The 20,109-nt window shown below is 73.1% G+C and carries 14 protein-coding genes; 10 read left to right on the forward strand and 4 right to left on the reverse strand.

The genetic code is table 11. The features are described from left to right. Positions 1 to 451: 451 nt before the first annotated feature. Complete coding sequence (locus ACFY3J_RS24715; RefSeq protein ID WP_384187278.1) at positions 452 to 1,531, forward strand: S1C family serine protease; 1,080 nt, start codon at positions 452 to 454, stop codon at positions 1,529 to 1,531. Between the two features lie 37 nt (positions 1,532 to 1,568). Here ACFY3J_RS24715 and ACFY3J_RS24720 read toward each other — a convergent pair whose 3' ends face one another. Continuing rightward, on the reverse strand, positions 1,569 to 1,787 hold the full coding sequence (locus ACFY3J_RS24720) for a hypothetical protein (protein ID WP_141361578.1): 219 nt from the start codon (positions 1,785 to 1,787) through the stop codon (positions 1,569 to 1,571). 241 nt (positions 1,788 to 2,028) lie between these two features. On the opposite strand from ACFY3J_RS24720, the gene ACFY3J_RS24725 reads away from it, so the two are divergent. Continuing rightward, positions 2,029 to 3,240: a bifunctional adenosylcobinamide kinase/adenosylcobinamide-phosphate guanylyltransferase gene (locus ACFY3J_RS24725; RefSeq protein ID WP_384187280.1), complete on the forward strand. Its 1,212-nt coding sequence runs from the start codon at positions 2,029 to 2,031 to the stop codon at positions 3,238 to 3,240. A gap of 35 nt (positions 3,241 to 3,275) precedes the next feature. Here ACFY3J_RS24725 and ACFY3J_RS24730 read toward each other — a convergent pair whose 3' ends face one another. Next, the gene (locus ACFY3J_RS24730) at positions 3,276 to 4,358 is read right to left on the reverse strand and encodes a class I SAM-dependent methyltransferase (RefSeq protein ID WP_390841762.1); all 1,083 of its coding nucleotides are present in this window, start codon (positions 4,356 to 4,358) and stop codon (positions 3,276 to 3,278) included. Positions 4,359 to 4,500: 142 nt separating this feature from the next. Between ACFY3J_RS24730 and cobT the strand changes: the two genes are divergently transcribed. Beyond that, positions 4,501 to 5,646, forward strand: coding sequence for a nicotinate-nucleotide--dimethylbenzimidazole phosphoribosyltransferase (cobT, locus tag ACFY3J_RS24735; RefSeq protein ID WP_384187285.1), 1,146 nt, complete (start codon positions 4,501 to 4,503; stop codon positions 5,644 to 5,646). Between the two features lie 377 nt (positions 5,647 to 6,023). After that, positions 6,024 to 7,820 carry a phosphatidylglycerol lysyltransferase domain-containing protein gene (locus ACFY3J_RS24740; RefSeq protein ID WP_384187288.1) on the forward strand — a complete coding sequence of 599 codons (1,797 nt, stop codon included), beginning with the start codon at positions 6,024 to 6,026 and terminating at the stop codon, positions 7,818 to 7,820. A 659-nt stretch (positions 7,821 to 8,479) separates the two neighbouring features. On the opposite strand, the gene ACFY3J_RS24745 is transcribed toward ACFY3J_RS24740, so the two are convergent. Then, positions 8,480 to 9,247, reverse strand: coding sequence for a hypothetical protein (locus ACFY3J_RS24745; RefSeq protein ID WP_384187291.1), 768 nt, complete (start codon positions 9,245 to 9,247; stop codon positions 8,480 to 8,482). Positions 9,248 to 9,322: 75 nt separating this feature from the next. Here ACFY3J_RS24745 and ACFY3J_RS24750 point away from each other — a divergent pair, with 75 nt between their 5' ends. Then, the gene (locus ACFY3J_RS24750; RefSeq protein ID WP_384187294.1) at positions 9,323 to 10,105 is read left to right on the forward strand and encodes an adenosylcobinamide-GDP ribazoletransferase; all 783 of its coding nucleotides are present in this window, start codon (positions 9,323 to 9,325) and stop codon (positions 10,103 to 10,105) included. A gap of 10 nt (positions 10,106 to 10,115) precedes the next feature. Here ACFY3J_RS24750 and ACFY3J_RS24755 read toward each other — a convergent pair whose 3' ends face one another. Further along, complete coding sequence (locus ACFY3J_RS24755) at positions 10,116 to 10,943, reverse strand: endo alpha-1,4 polygalactosaminidase (protein ID WP_384187297.1); 828 nt, start codon at positions 10,941 to 10,943, stop codon at positions 10,116 to 10,118. 349 nt (positions 10,944 to 11,292) lie between these two features. On the opposite strand from ACFY3J_RS24755, the gene ACFY3J_RS24760 reads away from it, so the two are divergent. The 5 genes from ACFY3J_RS24760 (at position 11,293) to aceE (ending at position 20,094) form a co-directional block, all read left to right on the forward strand. After that, entirely contained in the window at positions 11,293 to 12,831 is a 1,539-nt protein-coding gene (locus ACFY3J_RS24760) for a leucyl aminopeptidase (RefSeq protein ID WP_390841763.1), read from the forward strand. 244 nt (positions 12,832 to 13,075) lie between these two features. Further along, a complete protein-coding gene (gene lpdA / locus ACFY3J_RS24765) occupies positions 13,076 to 14,464 on the forward strand; it encodes a dihydrolipoyl dehydrogenase (protein WP_384187302.1) in 1,389 nt (462 codons plus the stop codon). Positions 14,465 to 14,526: 62 nt separating this feature from the next. Next, positions 14,527 to 16,290 carry a 2-oxoglutarate dehydrogenase, E2 component, dihydrolipoamide succinyltransferase gene (gene sucB, locus ACFY3J_RS24770; RefSeq protein WP_390841764.1) on the forward strand — a complete coding sequence of 588 codons (1,764 nt, stop codon included), beginning with the start codon at positions 14,527 to 14,529 and terminating at the stop codon, positions 16,288 to 16,290. Positions 16,291 to 16,507: 217 nt separating this feature from the next. Continuing rightward, positions 16,508 to 17,131: a GntR family transcriptional regulator gene (locus ACFY3J_RS24775; RefSeq protein WP_225074357.1), complete on the forward strand. Its 624-nt coding sequence runs from the start codon at positions 16,508 to 16,510 to the stop codon at positions 17,129 to 17,131. Between the two features lie 260 nt (positions 17,132 to 17,391). Beyond that, complete coding sequence (aceE, locus tag ACFY3J_RS24780) at positions 17,392 to 20,094, forward strand: pyruvate dehydrogenase (acetyl-transferring), homodimeric type (RefSeq protein WP_390841765.1); 2,703 nt, start codon at positions 17,392 to 17,394, stop codon at positions 20,092 to 20,094. Positions 20,095 to 20,109 lie beyond the last annotated feature (15 nt).

Here is a 20,109-nt window from a genome sequence, read left to right on the forward strand (position 1 = left end):
GCGGCTGGAGAACCGCCACACCCGTGTCTGGCGCGCCGCCGAAGGCCGACCGCACCTGAAGCTGCGTGCGCCTGACCACCAGCCGCCGCGCGGGGAGCGCAGCCGACGGCCGGCGCACCCCTGCGAGGTGCGCCGCTCAGAACCCGCTGCACCTGTATTGGGTGCGCTGCCGGCCACCGGCCGCACGTGTGCAGGGGGTAAGCGCTGCGAGCAGCCGGCCCTGTGCGGGGCGCGCCGCCGACAACCAGCCGCACTGCTGCGAGGGCGCAGTCGACCATCAGCCGCACCTGTGTGAGCGGCGGTACGCGCAGAGCACCGGCCGCACCCGTGCGAGGCGCGCCGCCGGCCACCAGTCGCGGACCTGTGAGGTGTGCCGTCGGGTGTCAGCCGTCGCCGCTCGTTCGGGTGAGTAGCGGAAGCCGGGTGCGTGGCGTGCGGAGAGACTCGGGGTATGGATGTCTTCCCCCGTGCTCCGCGGCCGGTCGTTCTGCTGGCCGCCCTCGTCGGCTGCGTCGCGGTGCTGTCCGGGTGCCACGGTGTGGCCGACCCGCAGGCGACGGCCAGCGCGTCCAAGGACCCCGTCGGCGCCCGCCGACCCACCGCGGCCTCGGTGAACGACCTGCAGAACGACTACATGCGGGTGATCAAGGCGGTACTGCCGTCAGTCGTGCAGATCCAGTCCGGCAACCAGCTGGGGTCCGGGGTCGTGTTCGACGACAAGGGGCACATCGTCACCAACGCGCACGTCGTCGGAACCGGGAAGACGTTCCTCGTGACCACGGCGAACAGCGAGGCGTCGCTCACCGCCACCCTGGTCTCCTCGTACCCGGACGAGGACCTCGCCGTCGTCAAGCTGGACAAGGTGCCGCACGGGCTGAAGGCGGCCACCTTCGGCGAGTCGGGGAAGGTCGAGGTCGGCCAGATCGTCCTGGCCATGGGTTCGCCGCTGGGGCTGTCGTCGAGCGTGACCCAGGGGATCGTGTCGGCGACCGGGCGCACCGTCAGCGAGGGGAGCGACGGCGGCACGGGGGCCACGATCGCCGGCATGGTGCAGACCTCGGCCGCGATCAACCCGGGCAACAGCGGGGGCGCGCTGGTGAACCTGAACGGTCAGGTCATCGGCATCCCGACACTCGCCGCCGCCGACCCGCAACTCGGGGGCAGCGCGGCGCCCGGCATCGGCTTCGCGATCCCGGCGTCGACGGCGAAGACGATCGCCGGCCAGATCGTGCGGTACGGCAAGGTCGTCAACTCCGGCCGGGCCGCGCTCAACATCACCGGACGCACCGTCGTCGACACGAACTACGAGCCCGCCGGGGTCGCGGTGGTGGACGTGAAGGCCGGCGGGGCCGCGGATCGGGCGGGGATCCGGTCCGGGGACATCATCACCAAGGTCGGCAACCAGGACATCACCACCATCACCTCGCTGTCGGAGGCCCTCGCCACCGACCGGCCGCGCCAGCGGACCACGGTGACGTTCTCGCGCAACGGCAGCCAGAAGACGGTGGACGTGACGCTGGGCGAGCAGTGAGCGGGGGCGGCCGGCCACCGGCGGCCGCCCGGCCCGCCTACGCCGAGGCCTCGTCCGCGTGCAGGCTCATCGGGCCGTAGATCTCCTTGGCGTCCTCGAACAGCCACACCTGGTCGGCGCCGCCGTCGAGCAGGGCCTTCCAGTTCTCCCCGATCCAGGACTCGGCGTCGCCCTGCGTGGTGAACTCCTCGGGCTGCACCGCGGGCTGGACCTCCGTCCCGTCGGCCGTCTCGAACCGCCACGTCCATGCCGCCATGTACGCCTCCCTGGTGTGAGCACACTGCACAGCGCGGGCCGGACCCGGTCCGGCCCGCTGCCCGCAGCCTAGGGCCTCTCGTGAGCTTCCCGCCCGAGCGGTGGATCATGCCCGCCGTACACCGGCATCGGGCACGAGCGCCCGGGCCGACGGCGAGCGCCGCGCCCCCCGTCGGCCCGATCCGCCGTACAGGCCCCGGCCGGATGCGCGGGACCCGCGGCGGCAGGCGAAAATCGGGTCCGTGGACGTGACTCTGCTCGGCACCGGTGCCCCCGCGGGACTGCCCCGCCCCGACTGTCCCTGCGCGGCCTGCGCGACCGCGCTCGGCGCGGACGCGCGGGCGGCGACCGCGCTGCTCGTGGACGGGGCGCTGCTGCTGGACCTGACCCCCGGCGCGGCGTTCGCGGCGGCGCGGGCGGGGCATTCGCTGGGCGGCGTGGCGCAGGTGCTGCTCTCGCACCCGCACGACGGCCCGGCGGTCGAGGTGCCGGCCGGTCTGCCGCAGCCGGAGCGGGTGCCGGACGGGCGGGAGCTGACGCTGCTGACAGGGCATCGGGTGCGGGCGGTGGCGCTGGACGCCCCCGGCACCGGGTACGCGGTGACCGGCCCGGACGGGCGGCGGCTGCTGTACCTGCCGCCGGGCGGCGCGCCGGCCGGTCTGGAGGAGGGCTCCGCGGAGACGTACGACATGGTCCTGTCGGACGTGGTGGGGCGCCCCGACGCGCTGGCCAAGCTGCGGGCGGTCGGGGCGGTGGGGCCGACCACGGACGTCGTCGCGGTCCACCTGGACCACGACGTGCCGCCGGGTCCGGAGCTGCGCCGGCGGCTCGCGGCGGCGGGGGCGCGGGCCGTGCCGGACGGTACGACACTGACGGTCGGCGCATACGTGAAGGAACCAGACGTACCGGATGCACCCCGGCGCACGCTCGTGCTCGGCGGGGCGCGGTCGGGCAAGTCGGTGGAGGCCGAGCGGCGGCTGGAGACCTTTCCCGGCGTGCTGTACGTGGCCACCGGCGGCACCCGCGGCGGGGACACCGAGTGGGCGTCCCGGGTGGCCGCGCACCGGGAGCGGCGCCCTGGCTCGTGGCGCACGACCGAGACGTGCGACCTGGTGCCGCTGCTGGCGCAGGACGGCCCCCCGCTCCTCGTCGACTGCCTGTCGCTGTGGCTGACGGACGCGATGGACTCCGTCCGCGCCTGGGACGACGCCGAGTGGGCGGGCGGCGGCGAACGCGCCCTGCGCGAACGGGTGACCGCCCTGACCGGCGCCCTGCGCGCCACTCGGCGGACCGTGGTGGCGGTCTCCAACGAGGTCGGCTCGGGCATCGTCCCCGCCACCGCCTCCGGCCGCCGCTACCGCGACGAACTCGGCCGCCTGAACGCCGCGTTCGCCGCGGAGTGCGAACACGTCCTGCTGGTGGTGGCCGGTCAGGCGCTGGTGCTGCGCGGCTGACCCGGTTTCAGGCGGCGGGCCGGGGGGAGGGCCGGTCAGGGCAGGGGGCGGCGGGCGACGACGCGGTAGGTGTTGGAGAGGCCGGGGGCGCGGCGCAGGAGGGGCGAGAGGAGGAGGTCCAGGATCGCCACCGCGTCCACCAGGGGGCCGGCGAGGGCGGCCAGGGCGGTGCGCAGGGTGTGCTGGAGGCCGGTGGGCGGGTTGTCGCGCCAGGGGGCGTCGGCGGCGGGCAGCACGTGGGCGAGGAGCAGGGCGACGGCTGCCGACAGGTCGTTGGGTCTGTGCGGGGTGCGGCGGTCGGTGGCGAGGATGGTGCAGCCCTGGGACTCCAGTTCCGCGCGGAGGTTGTCCAGCGGCAGCAGGTGGAGATGGCGCGGCTGGCCGTGCGGCAGCCACCACCTGCCCAGCAGCCGGGCGGGCACGCAGTGCGGGTCGGGCAGTTCGATCAGCAGGTGCCCGCCGGGGCGCAGCGCGGTGAGGGCGCCCCGCAACTCCGCGCGGGGGTCCGGTACATGGGCCAGGTGGTGGAAGACGCTGACCACGTCGTAGCGCCCGCGCAGCCGCTCCGCGATGTGCGGGTCGGCCAGGTGCCCGACGTGGGCCTCCTCGACCCACCCCTGCTCGCGGGCCCGCTCCACGCGCTGGGTGGGGTCAAGGCCGTCGAAGGCGGTGTACGGGAACACCTCCCGCGCCGCCCCGGGGAAGTGGCCGTGGCCCGTGCCGACGTCCAGCCAGCTCTCCGGCTCCCCCACGGTGCTCATCAGGCGCGCGTCGGACCGGTGCCGCCGGCGGCCGCGGCGGGCCGCGAGCACCGGGGCCGCGAGTCCCTCCGGGCCCTCCTCGTCGAAGTCCCGGTGGTAGAAGGCCAGTCCGGCCGCCGTGAGCCGGGGGTTCTGGAAGGCGTGGCCGCACTCCCGGCACTCGTCGACGGTGAACGTGCCCGGCTTGTGCTGGAGCAGGTCCGGCGCGCGCAGCCGGGTGCGCAGCCGACCGGAGCCGCACCACGGGCAGTCCGCACGGGGCGGTTCCTGGAAACGGCCGGTGCCCTGGGCGAGTTCGGCGGCGTAGGCAAGGCGGCGCGGGTCGTAGAACCCCGGGGCGTACGGCAGGGGCGGCATGGGCGGCTCCCGGTGGGTCACTGCGGAACAAGTCACTGCAAAGGGAACGTATGGGATCCGGATCTTGGCCGGAAAGACGCCGTACGGGTGTGGTGGCGATGTGGCGCCGCCCGGTTGGATCAGGGCCGGTACTGTTCGGCGAATGAGCTCGCTGAATCTCGACGACTTCACCGATCTGATCGAGCGCCCGGACGGCGGCCTGCGCCGTGACGCCGAGGCGCGCCGGGAGCGTCAGATCGTGCCGCCCGGGGCGCTGGGCCGGCTGGACGACCTGGGTGAATGGCTGGCCTCGGCGCAGTCCGCCGTACCGGTGCGGCCGGTCGAACGGCCGAAGGCGGTGCTGTTCGCCGGCGACCACGGGGTCGCGGAACTGGGTGTGTCGGTGCGCCCCGCGGGCGGTGCCGAGCAGCTGGTACGGGCGGTACTGGAGGGCGGCCGGCCGGTGTCCGTGCTGGCCCGGCGGTTCGGCGTGCCGGTGCGGGTGGTCGACATGGCGCTGGACTGCGCGCCCGAGTCGCTGCCCGAGGACGTCGTACGGCACCGGGTGCGACGCGGCAGCGGGCGCGTCGACATCGAGGACGCGCTGACCCTCGAGGAGGCGGAGGCCGCCTTCCGGGCCGGTGTCGCGGTGGCCGACGAGGAGGCCGACTCCGGTACGGACCTGGTGGTACTGGGCGACATCAGCGTCGGCGGGACCACGCCGGCCGCCGTGCTGATCGCCGCGCTGTGCGGGACGGACGCCTCGGTGGTGACCGGCCGCGGCGGCGAGCCGATCGACGACCTGACGTGGATGCGCAAGTGCGCGGCGATCAGGGACGCGCTGCGGCGGGCCCGGCCCGTCCTCGGGGACCAGTTGCAGTTGCTGGCCTCGGTGGGCGGCGCCGACCTCGCCGCGATGACGGGTTTCCTGTTGCAGTGCGCGGTGCGGAAGCTGCCGGTGATCCTGGACGGCGTGGTGTCGGCGGCGTGCGCGCTGGTGGGGCAGCGGGTGGCGTTCCGGGCGCCTGACTGGTGGCTGGCCGGTCACGACAGCGGCGAGCCGGGCCAGGCCAAGGCGCTGGACCGGATGGCGCTGGAGCCGCTCGTGGACCACGGCGTACGGGTCGGCGAGGGGGCGGGGGCGCTGCTGGCGCTGCCCCTGGTGCAGAGCGCCGCCGCGCTGGCCGCGGAGCTGCCCGAGCGCGCGGAGGACACGGAGGACACGGACGCCAAGGCGACCGAGGACGAAGCGCCCGAGGAGAAGGCCGCCGAGGACGGGAAGGCCGAGGAGAAGACAGCCGAGGAGTAGCCGCACGACGGGCACCCCTCGACGGAACCCGCCCCGGCCGGACACCGGCCGCCACTCAGGCGGCACGGGCATGGCCCGGCGGAGCCGCGACCTCTACGCCACCGAACCACGCCCCCGCCGGCCGCGGCCGCAGCGAAGGGACGCCCACCTGGGGCGGCACCCACCGGCACCGTCCGGCCGGGCGTCCTCGCCGCCCGCGCGCCGCGGCGCAACGTCGCCCCCCGGATCCGTGCGGGAACACGGCGATCAGCCGTGAAGGACCGGACGGCCACCCCCGCGCGGCGGGCCCCGGCACCCACCGACGGCGGGCCGCGTCGCGCACGGACGGCGGGCGAAAAGGGACGTTCGTCGACGCGGCGCCCATATGATCGCTGTTCATGGGAGATGCCCGAATTGCCGTGCGTGAGGAGCAGGCCCCGGTTCGTGCGGCCGAGGCGGGACGGCCGGGCGGCGGGGCCTCGCGGCGGGCGGCCGCGTTCGCCGTCTGGTACCTGCGGGCGGTCGCGTTCGTCAACTTCCTCAGCGCGGCGTGGGTCTCCCTGGGGCAGGACGTGCGGCGGCACAACCAGGAGGACCTCTTCACGCCGTACCTGCTGACCGCCGGCTTCGCCTCCGGCGTGCTCGCCGCCTTCCTGGCCATCACCATGCGGCGGCGCAAGCGGGCCGCCTGGATCCTGAACCTGGCGCTGTCCGGGCCGTTCCTCGCGCTGTTCGCGTTCACCATGACGTTCCCGGAGATCCGCCGCTCGGCGCAGAACTGGATCTCCCTGGCCCTCACCGCCGCCTTCGTCGCCGCGTTGCTGCTCGGCCGCCGCGAGTTCTACGCCAAGGGCGACCGTGCCAACCCGCGGCTCGCCGCCGCCGTCGGCCTCGGCGGGCTGCTGGTCTCCTCGCTGCTCGCCGCGCTGCTGGTGACGGTCACCAACCACGCCCCGGACGCGGCCCGTTCGACGTACCTCCAGCGCTGGCACTACGGCACGCTGCGGCTGGTCTCGGTCGCCGCCTCCGAGGCCCGCTTCCCCGACATCCACACCCCGAACTGGGTGAACGTGTCGATCAACGTACTGTCCACGGCCCTCGTCCTCGCCGTCCTGTACGCCGCCTTCCGCTCCCGCCGGGCCGTCGACCCGCTCACCGCCGACGACGAGAGACGGCTGCGGGAACTGCTGGAGCGGCACGGCGAGCGCGACTCGCTCGGCTACTTCGCGCTGCGCCGGGACAAGAGCGTGATCTGGTCGCCGACCGGCAAGGCCGCCGTCGCCTACCGCGTCCTCGGCGGGGTGTCCCTGGCCTCCGGGGACCCGCTCGGCGACCCGGAGGCCTGGCCCGGCGCCATCGAGGAGTGGCTGGCCGAGGCACGGGTGCACGGCTGGAGCCCGGCCGTGATGGGCGCGAGCGAGGAGGCCGGCACGGTGTACGCGCGGCACGGTCTCGACGCCCTGGAACTGGGCGACGAGGCCGTGGTCGAGGTCGACGGCTTCACCCTGGACGGGCGGGCCATGCGGACCGTGCGGCAGGCCTACAACCGGGTCGCACGGGCGGGGTACTCGGTGCGCGTCCGGCGGCACCAGGACATCCCCGCGGACGAGATGGCGTACCTGATCGACCGGGCGGACGACTGGCGGGACGGGCCCACCGAACGCGGCTTCAGCATGGCGCTGGGCCGGCTCGGCGACCCGCGGGACGGGCAGTGCGTGATGCTGGAGTGCCATGACTCCGGCGGCGAGTTGAGGGCCCTGTTGTCCTTCGTGCCGTGGGGGCCGCACGGGCTGTCCCTGGACGTGATGCGGCGCGACCGGCACGCCGGCAACGGGCTCATGGAGTTCATGGTGCTCGACCTGCTGCGCCGCGCCCGGGAAATCGGGATCATCCAGGTCTCGCTCAACTTCGCCGTGTTCCGCTCGGTCTTCGAACGGGGGGCACGCCTCGGCGCCGGACCGGTGCTGAGGCTGTGGCGCTCGCTGCTCGGACTGTTCTCCCGCTGGTGGCAGATCGAGTCGCTGTACCGGGCGAACGCCAAGTACCGGCCCATCTGGGAGCCGCGGTTCCTGCTCTTCGAGAAGAGCGCGGACCTGCTGCGCATCGGCCTCGCCGCGGCGCGCGCCGAGGGGTTCCTGGAGCCGCCGGAACCGCCGAAGTGGCTGCACCGAGGGCACCTGGAGACGCACGGATGACCGCACTGGCCCGCTGGGCGCGCGCCGAATGGGGGCTGCTGTACGCCACCGTGCGCGAGTCGCTGCAGAAGCGGCGCCTGCGGGCCGTTCCGATGACCGCCGGAGCGGTGAGCCTGACGGCGGTGCTCCATCTGGTGCAGAACCAGTCCTGGGGCTACGGCCTGGTGCAGCACCTCGGGGCCGTACGGGCGGAGGAGCCGCTGTGGCTCGCGCTGCTGCGCACTCCCCTGTCGCTGTTCGTGCCCGCGCTGGACCTGCCGGTGTGGGGCGCGCTGGCGCAGGTCCTGTGCGTGTTCGGCATCGCCGAGATCTGCCTGGGCCGGCCTCGGACCCTCGTCGTCGCCTACTCAGCCACCCTCTCCGGAACCCTGTACGCGCGCCTGGGCATCGCCCTCGGCCCGCACCGCCCGTTCGGCCTGCCCAGCACGGACGCGCAGGTGGTGGACACCGGCCCGTCGGCGGCCGTGGTCGGCCTCGCGGTCTACGTCGGCTGGCGCTACGGGGCGTACGTCACGGCGGGCGCGGTGACCGCGGCCATGGCGCTGGAGGTCGGACTGAAGCAGAACCTGGCCGGCAAGGAGCATCTGGCGGCGATCGCGGGGGCGCTGCTGCTGTGCGCGCTGTCGGCGGCCCGGCACCGGGTGCCGCGCGCCCCGGCGTCATCTGCGCCCGGGCAGGCGGGCCGGCTGCTGGTCCGGTTTGCCGCCGATCCAGTCCTGAAACGCGCGGCGGGGGCCGGACCAGCGGCGGTCGTGCCGGTCGGCGCGCCGGCCGGCGCGGGCCAGGGCGCGCGGGCGGTTGCGGTAGAAGCGCCGGGCCCAGTAGGAGTCGGGGCGGGCCAGACGCATCGCGCCGAACAGCGCGACGAACGGAATGATCACGCCGAACAGGGCGATGCGGCCCTTGCCCTTGCTCAGGGCGACCAGGGAGAAGACGAAGTTCACGACCACGCTCGTGATGACCGCCCCGCGGTCCTGCAACTCGGCCTGGGACAGGTTGTTGACGCCGAACGGCGAGAACCCTGCGAGCACCAGGGCGACCAGCGCCGCGGTGAGCACCACGACCTCGACGCTCTTGCGGCCCGACTCGGTCCAGTAGACGTCGTCCAGGTGCAGGATCAGCGCGAACTCGTCCAGCACGAGGCCCGCGCCGACGCCGAAGACGACGGCGAAGACCGCCGTGGCGGCCTCGTGCCGGCCGCTGCTGGCGACCACTCCGAAACCGCCGAGGACGGTGAGGACGACGCCGGGCACGGCGTGGTGGATGTGCAGCCCGCCCGCCTTGACGTTGCCGAAGGGGCCCTTCCCGGCGCGGATCAGCCGGGTGATCACCCGGGTGACCACGAAGGTGAGGACGAAGGCGGCCAGCGCCAGAAGCAGGGGCAGCTTGCCGGGTTCGACGATGTTCCGCTCCAGCCAGTGCCCCATGTATGCAGTGTGCCGCCTTCCCCTGTCGCCCGCCCGCCCGCCGGGGGGCCGCCGCAGGTCCCGTAGTCTGCCCGCGTGTTCAGGATCCCCTCGCCGCACGGGCCGCGGTTCGCCTTCGGCACCCTCACCGTCCTTCCGGTCAGGGTGAGCCGCTGGGACCGCGAGGCGGCGCGCGGCGGGATGCTCTGCGCGCCGCTCGCCGGACTCGTCGTCGGGGTGGCGGCGGCGGCCGTGGGACTGCTGCTGCTCCTCGCCGGCGCCGACGCGCCGCTCGCCGCCGTCGCCACCGTCGCCGTGCCCGCCGCGCTGACCCGCGGACTGCATCTGGACGGGCTCGCCGACACCGCGGACGGGCTCGGCAGCGGCAAGCCCGCCGAGGACGCGCTGCGGATCATGAAGCAGTCGGACATCGGCCCCTTCGGGGTGATCACCCTCGTGTTCGTGCTGCTCGCCCAGGTGGCCGCGCTGACCCGGGCCTACGACGGATCCTGGGCCCGCGGCGCGCTCGCCGCCGTCGTCTCGGCGACGGTCGCCCGGCTGGCCCTGACGCTGGCCGCCCGCACCGGGGTGCCGGCCGCCCGGCCGGAGGGACTGGGCGCCACGGTCGCCGGGGTGGTCCCGGTGCCGGGCGCGTTCGGCGCGGCCCTCGTGGTCGCGGCGGCCGCCGCGGCGGCGGGTGCCTTCCTCGGCTCCCACGCCTGGGTGCTCACGGCGCTGGCGGTGGTCGCCGCCCTGGCCGCCGCCGAACTCCTCCTGCGCCACTGCACGCGCCGCTTCGGCGGCGTGACGGGCGACGTCTTCGGCGCGCTCGCCGAGACGGCCGCCACCACGGTGCTGGTCGTCCTGGCCCTGCGCTGAGCCGGGCGGTTCAGCAGGTCCGGCGCCACGCCCCCAGTTCGTACTTCTTCAGCAGCGAGCTGAGCCTCAGCCGCCGGGACTGCGCGCAGAAGCGGCTCGTCGGCAGCTCGTACTCGGCGTGGAACACCGCCTTGCCCGCCGCGACGAAGGGCTCCAGCTCGGCGCATTCGCCGTACTGGGCGCACTGTTCGTTGACCGCGAAGTCGAAGTCCGCCACCAGTCGCGGGATCTGGTCCAGATCGTTCTTCAGGCCCACCGCCATGCCCCTGTCGTGGGCCAGCTTCGCCACCAGGCGGTTGTAGCGGAGCTGGTCGGCGGCCGTCAGCGGAAAGCCTGTGCGGTTCCTGTAGCCGTCCATGTTGTCGGGCTCCACCGCGTCGAAGCCCTTCTCGCGGCACATGTCGAGGCGGGCCGCCATCAGGGGTTCGAGGACGTCGGTACGGCGGATGTCGAGCCAGCGCTCGCCCTCCCAGCCGTTGCCCCGGCCGAGGACGGAGGCCGGGAACCTCCCCGCGTCCGGGCGGAACTCCTCCCAGGCGCCGGTCGAGAGGTAGCAGATCACCCTGCGGCCCTCGCGGTGCAGCCGGGCGACCGTGGCCGCCGAGTGGTCGAAGCCGTCGATGTCGTAGACCTCGGCCGGTACGGAGGTGTCGAGACGGCCGCTGAGCTGCCACTGCCAGCTCGTTCCCGGACGCGGCTGCCAGCGCCCGGCGGCCGGGCGGGCGGCACCGTCGCCGCGGCCGTCGCCGCGACCGGCACCGTCCTGGTGGGCGGCGCAGCCCGCGAGCAGCAGGAGTGCCACAGTCGGCGCGAGAACGCGGGGGATCAGTGCTCTCAACGGGCGGGCTCCTGGGTGCCGTGACGGACGTACGTCCGACGATCATCGCCGATTCCATTGCCGTAGAGGGAAGTTGCCCGCCCGGTCGGCGGTCCGGGCCTCCCGCCACCGCCGTCGCCGCTGTCATGTTTCGGTTCCGGCCACCGGTGCCGGAACCGAAACATGACGGCGGCGCCTCTCCCGGGTGAACACCCGCGGGAGTATTCGGCGCCGTGACGCGCGTAGGCTCGTGACGGGTGTTTGCCTGCCCGGGTGAAGACCGCACCGTACGAAGGACTTATGGTCGGGCCCGGTCGACCCACCCGAATTCGGCCAACCACCTTTCACAGGGAAGCGAGATTTCACCACCGTGACTGCTCTCACTCTCAGCACCACCGCGGCGCCCGGCCTGCGGGCCGACGCGATCGTGGTCGGTGTCGCCAAGGACTCCGGATCGAAGTCTGGGGACCTGGTCGTAGCACCGGGCGCCGAGGCCGTCGACGAGGCGTACGACGGCAAGCTCGCCGGCGTCCTGGGGACCCTCGGCGCCTCCGGTGCCGAGGGCGAAGTGACCAAGCTGCCCGCGCCGTCCGGCTTCAAGGCCCCGCTCGTGCTCGCGGTGGGCCTCGGCCCGCGGCCCGAGAAGGACTCCGGCTACGACGCCGAGGCTCTGCGCCGGGCCGCCGGCGCGGCCGCCCGTGCCCTCGCCGGGTCGAAGAAGGCCGGCTTCGCGCTGCCCGTCGCGGACGCCGCCGACGCCGCCGCGGTCGGCGAGGGCGCGCTGCTCGGCGCGTACTCCTTCGACAGCTACAAGGAGAACGGCAAGGACGCCGAGTCCCGCAACGGCAAGGCGCCGCTCGGCGAGGCCGTGCTGCTCGGCGGCAAGGGCCGCGACAAGGCGTACAAGGCGGCCGTCGAGCGCGTCACCGCCGTGTCCGAGGAGCTCAACCGCGCCCGCGACCTGATCAACACCCCGCCGAACGACCTGAACCCGGCCGCCTTCGCCGCCGCCGCGCAGGAGGCGGCCAAGGAGCACGGCCTGAAGGTGCAGGTGCTCGACGAGAAGGCGCTCGCCAAGGGCGGCTACGGCGGCATCCTGGGCGTCGGCTCCGGCTCGGCGTCGGCGCCGCGGCTGGTCAAGCTGTCGTACACGAACCCCAAGGCGAAGAAGCACCTGGCCCTGGTCGGCAAGGGCATCACCTACGACTCGGGCGGCATCTCGCTCAAGCCGGCCGGCCACAACGAGACGATGAAGTGCGACATGAGCGGTGCCGCCGCCGTGTTCTCCGCCGTCGTCGCCGCCGCGCGGCTCGGCCTCGAGGTCAACGTGACCGGCTGGCTGGCGCTGGCCGAGAACATGCCCTCCGGCTCCGCCACCCGCCCCGGTGACGTGCTGCGCATGTACAGCGGCAAGACGGTGGAGGTGCTCAACACCGACGCCGAGGGCCGGCTCGTCCTCGCGGACGCGCTGTGGGCCGCCTCGCAGGAGAAGCCGGACGCGATCGTGGACGTGGCCACGCTGACCGGCGCGATGGTGCTGGCGCTGGGCAGCCGGACCTTCGGGATCATGGCGAACGACGACGCGTTCCGCTCCGCCATCCACGAGGCCGCGGAGGAGGTCGGCGAGGAGGCGTGGCCCATGCCCCTGCCGGAGCACCTGCGCAAGGGCATGGACTCCCCCACCGCCGACCTGGCCAACATGGGCGAGCGCATGGGCGGCGGGCTGGTCGCCGGCCTGTTCCTGCGCGAGTTCGTCGGCGAGGGCATCACGTGGGCGCACCTCGACATCGCGGGCCCGGCCTTCAACGAGGGCGGTCCGTTCGGCTACACGCCGAAGGGCGGCACCGGTTCGGCGGTCCGCACGCTCGTGCGTCTCGCCGAACTCGCCGCCGCCGGCGACCTCGGCTGATTCGGCCCACGGCCGTCGTCCGGTCCGCCGGACGACGGCCGTGCCGCGAGGGCGCCGGTGGCGCCCACGCGACGTGGGGTGTATCACACTCCAGCCCCGCGTCTCGTTCACTCCCGACAAGTGCGAAGATGGGCGTCGGCAGGACAGGGCCCCCACCGAAGGGCCGAAACTCAAGCGGCCGGACACCAGCCGCCTGCCGGTCACCGACGACCGGCGTACGGCGCACATGCATGGAGGACGTGACGTGGCGAACGACGCCAGCACCGTTTTCGACCTAGTGATCCTCGGCGGTGGCAGCGGTGGTTACGCCGCGGCCCTGCGCGGGGCGCAGCTGGGCCTGGACGTCGCCCTGATCGAGAAGGACAAGGTCGGCGGTACCTGCCTGCACCGGGGTTGCATCCCCACCAAGGCCCTGCTGCACGCGGGCGAGATCGCCGACCAGGCCCGCGAGAGCGAGCAGTTCGGTGTGAAGGCCAGCTTCGAGGGCATCGACGTGCCCGCCGTCCACAAGTACAAGGACGACGTCATCTCGGGCCTGTACAAGGGCCTTCAGGGACTCATCGCGTCCCGCAAGGTGACCTACATCGAGGGTGAGGGCCGGCTGTCCTCCCCCACCTCCGTCGACGTCAACGGGCAGCGGATCCAGGGCCGCCACGTCCTCCTGGCGACCGGTTCCGTGCCGAAGTCCCTGCCGGGCCTGCAGATCGACGGCAACCGCATCATCTCCTCCGACCACGCCCTCGTCCTCGACCGCGTGCCCAAGTCCGCGATCATCCTGGGCGGCGGTGTCATCGGCGTCGAGTTCGCGTCCGCGTGGAAGTCCTTCGGCACCGACGTCACGATCGTCGAGGGCCTGAAGCACCTCGTCCCGGTCGAGGACGAGAACTCCTCGAAGCTGCTGGAGCGCGCCTTCCGCAAGCGCGGGATCAAGTTCAACCTGGGCACCTTCTTCCAGAAGGCCGAGTACACCCAGGACGGGGTCAAGGTCACCCTGGCCGACGGCAAGGAGTTCGAGGCCGAGGTCCTGCTCGTCGCCATCGGCCGCGGCCCGGTCTCCCAGGGCCTGGGCTACGAGGAGGCCGGGGTCGCCATGGACCGCGGCTACGTCCTCGTCGACGAGTACATGCGCACCAACGTCCCGACCATCTCCGCCGTCGGTGACCTGGTCCCGACCCTCCAGCTGGCGCACGTCGGCTTCGCCGAGGGCATCCTGGTGGCGGAGCGTCTGGCCGGTCTGAAGGCCGTTCCGATCGACTACGACGGTGTTCCGCGGGTGACGTACTGCCACCCGGAGGTCGCCTCCGTCGGCATCACCGAGGCCAAGGCCAAGGAGATCTACGGCGCGGACAAGGTCGTCGCCCTGAAGTACAACCTGGCCGGCAACGGCAAGAGCAAGATCCTCAAGACCGCGGGCGAGATCAAGCTCGTCCAGGTCAAGGACGGTGCCGTCGTCGGCGTCCACATGGTCGGCGACCGCATGGGCGAGCAGGTCGGCGAGGCCCAGCTGATCTACAACTGGGAGGCGCTGCCGGCCGAGGTGGCCCAGCTCATCCACGCCCACCCGACCCAGAACGAGGCGCTCGGCGAGGCCCACCTGGCCCTGGCCGGCAAGCCGCTGCACTCCCACGACTGACGCTTCACGTCATCGGGCGCGACGACACAGACTTCCGTAATTCGTTAGGAGCAACCGAAACCATGGCGGTTTCCGTAACCCTTCCGGCGCTCGGCGAGAGCGTCACCGAGGGCACTGTCACCCGTTGGCTGAAGGCCGAGGGCGAGCGCGTCGAGGCCGACGAGCCGCTGCTCGAGGTCTCGACCGACAAGGTCGACACCGAGATCCCCTCGCCCGCCGCCGGTGTGCTGGCCTCCATCAAGGTCGCCGAGGACGAGACCGTCGAGGTCGGCGCCGAGCTGGCCGTCATCGACGACGGCTCCGGCGCCCCCGTCGCGGCCCCGGCCCCGGCCGCCGCCGAGGCTCCGGCCCCGGTCGCCGAGCCGGCCCCGGTCGCCGAGGCCCCGGCCGCCCCGGCTCCCGCTGCCGCCCCCGCGGCTCCGGCGGCCCCCGCCGGCGCCACCGGCACGGACGTGGTCCTGCCCGCGCTCGGCGAGTCCGTCACCGAGGGCACCGTCACCCGCTGGCTGAAGTCGGTCGGCGACTCCGTCGAGGCCGACGAGCCGCTGCTCGAGGTCTCCACGGACAAGGTCGACACCGAGATCCCGGCGCCCACCTCCGGTGTGCTGCTGGAGATCGTCGTCGGTGAGGACGAGACCGCCGAGGTCGGCGCCAAGCTCGCCGTCATCGGCGCCCCCGGTGCCGCTCCGGCCGCCGCCCCGGCCCCGGCCGCCCCGGCTCCGGCCGCCGCCCCGGCTCCGGCCCCGGCAGCCCCCGCGGCCCCGGCCGCTCCGGCTCCCGCGGCTCCCGCAGCTCCGGCTCCGGCTCCGGTCCAGCCCGCGGCCCCGGCTCCCGCGCCGGCCGCGCCCGCCCCGGTCACCCCGGCCCCGGCTGCGGCTCCGGCCGCCGCCCAGCCGACCGACGAGGGCGCGTACGTGACCCCGCTGGTGCGCAAGCTCGCCGCCGAGAACGGCGTCGACCTGTCCACCGTCAAGGGCACCGGCGTCGGCGGCCGTATCCGCAAGCAGGACGTGCTCGCCGCGGCCGAGGCCGCGAAGGCCGCCGCCCCGGCCGCGGCCGCTCCGGCCGCCCCGGCGAAGAAGGCCCCCGTCCTGGAGGCCTCCCCGCTGCGCGGCCAGACCGTGAAGATGCCGAGGATCCGCAAGGTCATCGGCGACAACATGGTCAAGGCGCTGCACGAGCAGGCCCAGCTGTCCTCGGTGGTCGAGGTCGACGTGACCCGCCTGATGCGCCTGCGCGCCCAGGCCAAGGACTCGTTCGCGGCGCGCGAGGGCGTCAAGCTCTCCCCCATGCCGTTCTTCGTCAAGGCCGCCGCCCAGGCGCTGAAGGCCCACCCGGTCATCAACGCCAAGATCAACGAGGCCGAGGGGACCATCACCTACTTCGACACCGAGAACGTCGGTATCGCGGTGGACTCCGAGAAGGGCCTGATGACCCCGGTCATCAAGAACGCCGGTGACCTCAACATCGCCGGTATCTCCAAGGCCACCGCCGACCTGGCGGGCAAGGTCCGGGCCAGCAAGATCACCCCGGACGAGCTGTCCGGCGCGACCTTCACCATCAGCAACACCGGTTCGCGCGGCGCGCTGTTCGACACGATCATCGTGCCGCCGGGTCAGGTCGCGATCCTCGGCATCGGCGCCACCGTCAAGCGCCCGGCCGTCATCGAGACCGAGGAGGGCACGGTCATCGGCGTCCGCGACATGACCTACCTGACCCTCTCCTACGACCACCGCCTGGTGGACGGCGCCGACGCGGCCCGTTACCTGACGGCGGTCAAGGCGATCCTGGAGGCGGGCGAGTTCGAGGTCGAGCTCGGCCTCTGATCCCGTCACCCGGGACCCAGCAGTACGGCGCCCCCGTCCGGAACCTTCCGGGCGGGGGCGCCGCGTTTGCCGTTTCTTGGCCATGACGGCGTGTAAGTCTCGTCTCACCTGCACGAAAGCGCCCGTATGCGCCCTTCCGCCGGGCGCTGACAGCCGTATTGTCTAAACGTCGAACGCCCCCCGGGGGCCCGTGGGTCCCCCCTTGAAGGAGCCCTCCATGACCGCGCCCGTCGTCCACTCGCTGCGCGAACAGATCCGCGAGCACATCGTGGAGGGGATCGTCAGCGGGCGCTGGAAGCCGGGCGAGCGGATCGTGGAGCGGCGGATCGCCACCGAGCTGGAGGTCAGCCAGACGCCCGTGCGGGAGGCGCTGCGCGAGCTGGAGTCGCTGCGGCTGATCGAGTCGGCGCCGAACAAGGGCGTGCGGGTGCGCAACCTGACCGCCGCCGACCTGGAGGAGAGCTACCCGGTCCGGGCCGGCCTGGAGGCCATCGCGGCGGAGCTGGCGGCCGAGCGGCTGGCGGACGACTGCTCGGCCCTGGAGCCGCATGTGGCGGCGCTGTACGAGGCCGACCGCAGGTCCGACGGCACCGGCCAGGTGCGGCACACGGTGGCCTTCCACCGCGAGCTGGTCCGCGCGGCCGGGAACTCGGTGCTGCTGCACACCTGGGAGGGCCTGGGCATCGAGGTGTTCACCGCGCTGTCGATCCGCTGGCTGGGGACGGTCCAGCAGTCCTACGCGGAGGAGCACGAGGAGCTGGTGCAGGCGTTCAAGCGGCGGGATCCGCGGATCGCCGAACTGGTCAAGTCGCACGTTCTCGGCTGCGCGCCGCGAGCCTGAGGCAGTCGAGCACCTGTACGCTCACCTGCGGAAACCCTTTGAGAAAGCGGCACCGCGTGCCCGTTTCCAAGGCACGGGGTGCCGACTTTCTCGAAATCGAAGGGTTTTACACTTGAACCCTTTGATCGATCATCGATCAGGGAGTTAGAGTCTCCGCTGGGCTTCCACCAGAGCCTCACGCCCTGTCCTGCCAAAGACCTAGGGCACCCCCTGAACCCTTGCCGATGAGGGAACCCCCTTCGACTGAGGAAGGCGGCGACATGACCGACTCCAACGCCATCCAGCCGAGCGAGCTCGACCAGCTCCCGGACCGCGACCCCGAGGAGACCGCCGAATGGCAGGCCTCCCTGGATGCCGTCGCCAAGGCGGCCGGGACGCACCGTGCCGCGTATCTGATGCGCCGTACGCTGGAGCGCGCCGAGGACGCCGGCGTTGTCCTGCCCAAGCTCCTCGAGACCGACTACGTCAACTCCATCCCGACCTCCGCCGAGCCGGCCACCCCCGGTGACGAGGCCATGGAGGCCCGCATCACCGCGTGGAACCGCTGGAACGCGGCGGCGATGGTGACCCGCGGCAGCAAGTACGGCGTCGGCGGCCACATCGCCACCTTCGCCTCCGCGGCGTGGCTGTACGAGACCGGCTTCAACCACTTCTTCCGCGGGAAGGAGGGCGACGGCTCCGGCGACCAGCTGTACATCCAGGGCCACGCCTCCCCGGGCATCTACGCCCGTGCCTTCCTCGACGGCCGGCTGTCCGAGCAGCACCTGGACAACTTCCGCCAGGAGGCCGGCGGCAACGGCCTGCCGTCCTACCCGCACCCGCGCCGCCTGCCCTGGCTGTGGGAGTTCCCGACGGTGTCGATGGGCCTCGGCCCGATCTCCGCCATCTACCAGGCCCGGTTCAACCGCTACCTGACCAGCCGCGGCATCAAGGACGTCTCCGACTCCCACGTCTGGGCGTTCCTCGGCGACGGCGAGATGGACGAGCCGGAGTCCACCACCGCGCTGACGCTCGCCTCCCGCGAGGGCCTGGACAACCTCACCTTCGTCATCAACTGCAACCTGCAGCGCCTGGACGGCCCGGTCCGTGCCAACTTCAAGATCGTGCAGGAGCTGGAGGCCCTCTTCCGCGGCGCCGGCTGGCACGTGATCAAGACGCTGTGGGGTTCCGCCTGGGACGAGCTGTTCGCCCTGGACACCACGGGCGCGCTGGTACGCCGGCTGCGCCAGGTACCGGACGCGCAGATCCAGACGTACCAGACCCGCGACGCCGCCTACATCCGCCAGGACTTCTTCGGCGCCGACCCGGCGCTGGCCGAGATGGCGAAGCTGCTGAGCGACGACAAGATCATCGAGTGCTTCCACTTCTCGCGCGGTGGTCACGAGGCGCGCAAGGTCTTCGCCGCCTACAAGGCCGCCCTGGAGCACAAGGGCGCCCCGACGGTGATCCTGGCCCAGACGGTCAAGGGCCACACCCTCGGTACGGGCTTCGCGTCGAAGAACGCCAACCACCAGATGAAGAAGCTGTCGACGGACGAGTTCAAGCAGATGCGCGATCTGCTGGACCTGCCCATCCCGGACAGCGCCTTCGCCGACGGCCAGGTCCCCTACGGCCACCCCGGCGCCGACTCCCCCGAGGTCCGCTACCTCCAGGAGCGCCGCGCGGCGCTCGGCGGCCCTGCCCCGGCCCGCCGCGTCCACCCGGTCGCGCCGCTGCCCGCCCCCGCCGACAAGGCGTTCGCCGCCTTCGACAAGGGCTCCGGCTCGCAGAGCGTGGCCACCACCATGGCGTTCGTCCGCCTGGTCAAGGACCTGGTCCGCGACAAGGAGACCGGCAAGCGCTGGGTGCCGATCGTCCCCGACGAGGCGCGCACCTTCGGCATGGAGTCGCTGTTCCCCTCGCTCGGCATCTACTCGCCCAAGGGCCAGACGTACGAGCCGGTCGACCGCGACCAGCTGATGTACTACAAGGAGGCCAAGAACGGCCAGATCCTCAACGAGGGGATCACCGAGGCCGGTTCGATGGCCGACTTCATCGCCGCTTCGTCGTCGTACTCGACGCACGGCGAGGCGATGATCCCCTTCTACATCTTCTACTCGATGTTCGGCTGGCAGCGCACGGCCGACCAGATGTGGCAGCTCGGCGACCAGCTCGGCCGCGGCTTCCTGGTCGGCGCCACCGCGGGCCGCACCACGCTGACGGGTGAGGGTCTGCAGCACGCCGACGGCCACTCGCCGGTCATCGCGGCGACCAACCCGGCCGCGCTGACCTACGACCCGGCGTTCGCCTACGAGGTCGCGGCCATCGTCAAGGACGGTCTGCGCCGCATGTACGGCCAGGCCGAGCCCGGCGAGGACCAGGACGTCTTCTACTACCTGACGGTCTACAACGAGCCGCTGCCGCAGCCCGCCAAGCCGTCCGCCCCCGGCGTCGACGAGGGCATCGTCAAGGGCCTGTACCGCTTCAACACGGCGGAGTCGGCGGGCCTGACGGTCCCGGCGAACGCGCCGCGGATCCAGCTGCTCGGCTCCGGCACGGCGATCCACTGGGCGCTGGACGCCCAGCGGATGCTCGCGGAGGAGTGGGGCGTGGCCGCCGACGTGTGGTCCGCGACCTCCTGGGGCGAGCTGCGCCGGGACGCCATGGAGGCCGACGCGGCGCTGCTGCGCGGCGAGGAGCGGGTGCCGTACGTCCGCCGGGCGCTCCAGGGCGCCGAGGGCCCGGTCCTCGCGGTCTCCGACTACATGCGCCAGGTCCCGGACCAGATCGCGCAGTGGATCGAGCAGGACTACACCTCGCTGGGCGCCGACGGCTTCGGTCTGTCGGACACCCGTGACGCCGCCCGCCGCCACTTCGGCGTCGACGCCCAGTCGATCGTCGCCGCCGCCCTGGCCCAGCTCGCCCGGCGCGGCGAGGTGAAGGCCTCGGCGGTCAAGGAGGCCCGGGAGAAGTACGGCCTGTGAGGCACACCGCATGAC

It is taken from the genome of Streptomyces sp. NPDC001231, from assembly GCF_042896885.1.
Taxonomy (GTDB): Bacteria; Actinomycetota; Actinomycetes; order Streptomycetales; family Streptomycetaceae; genus Streptomyces.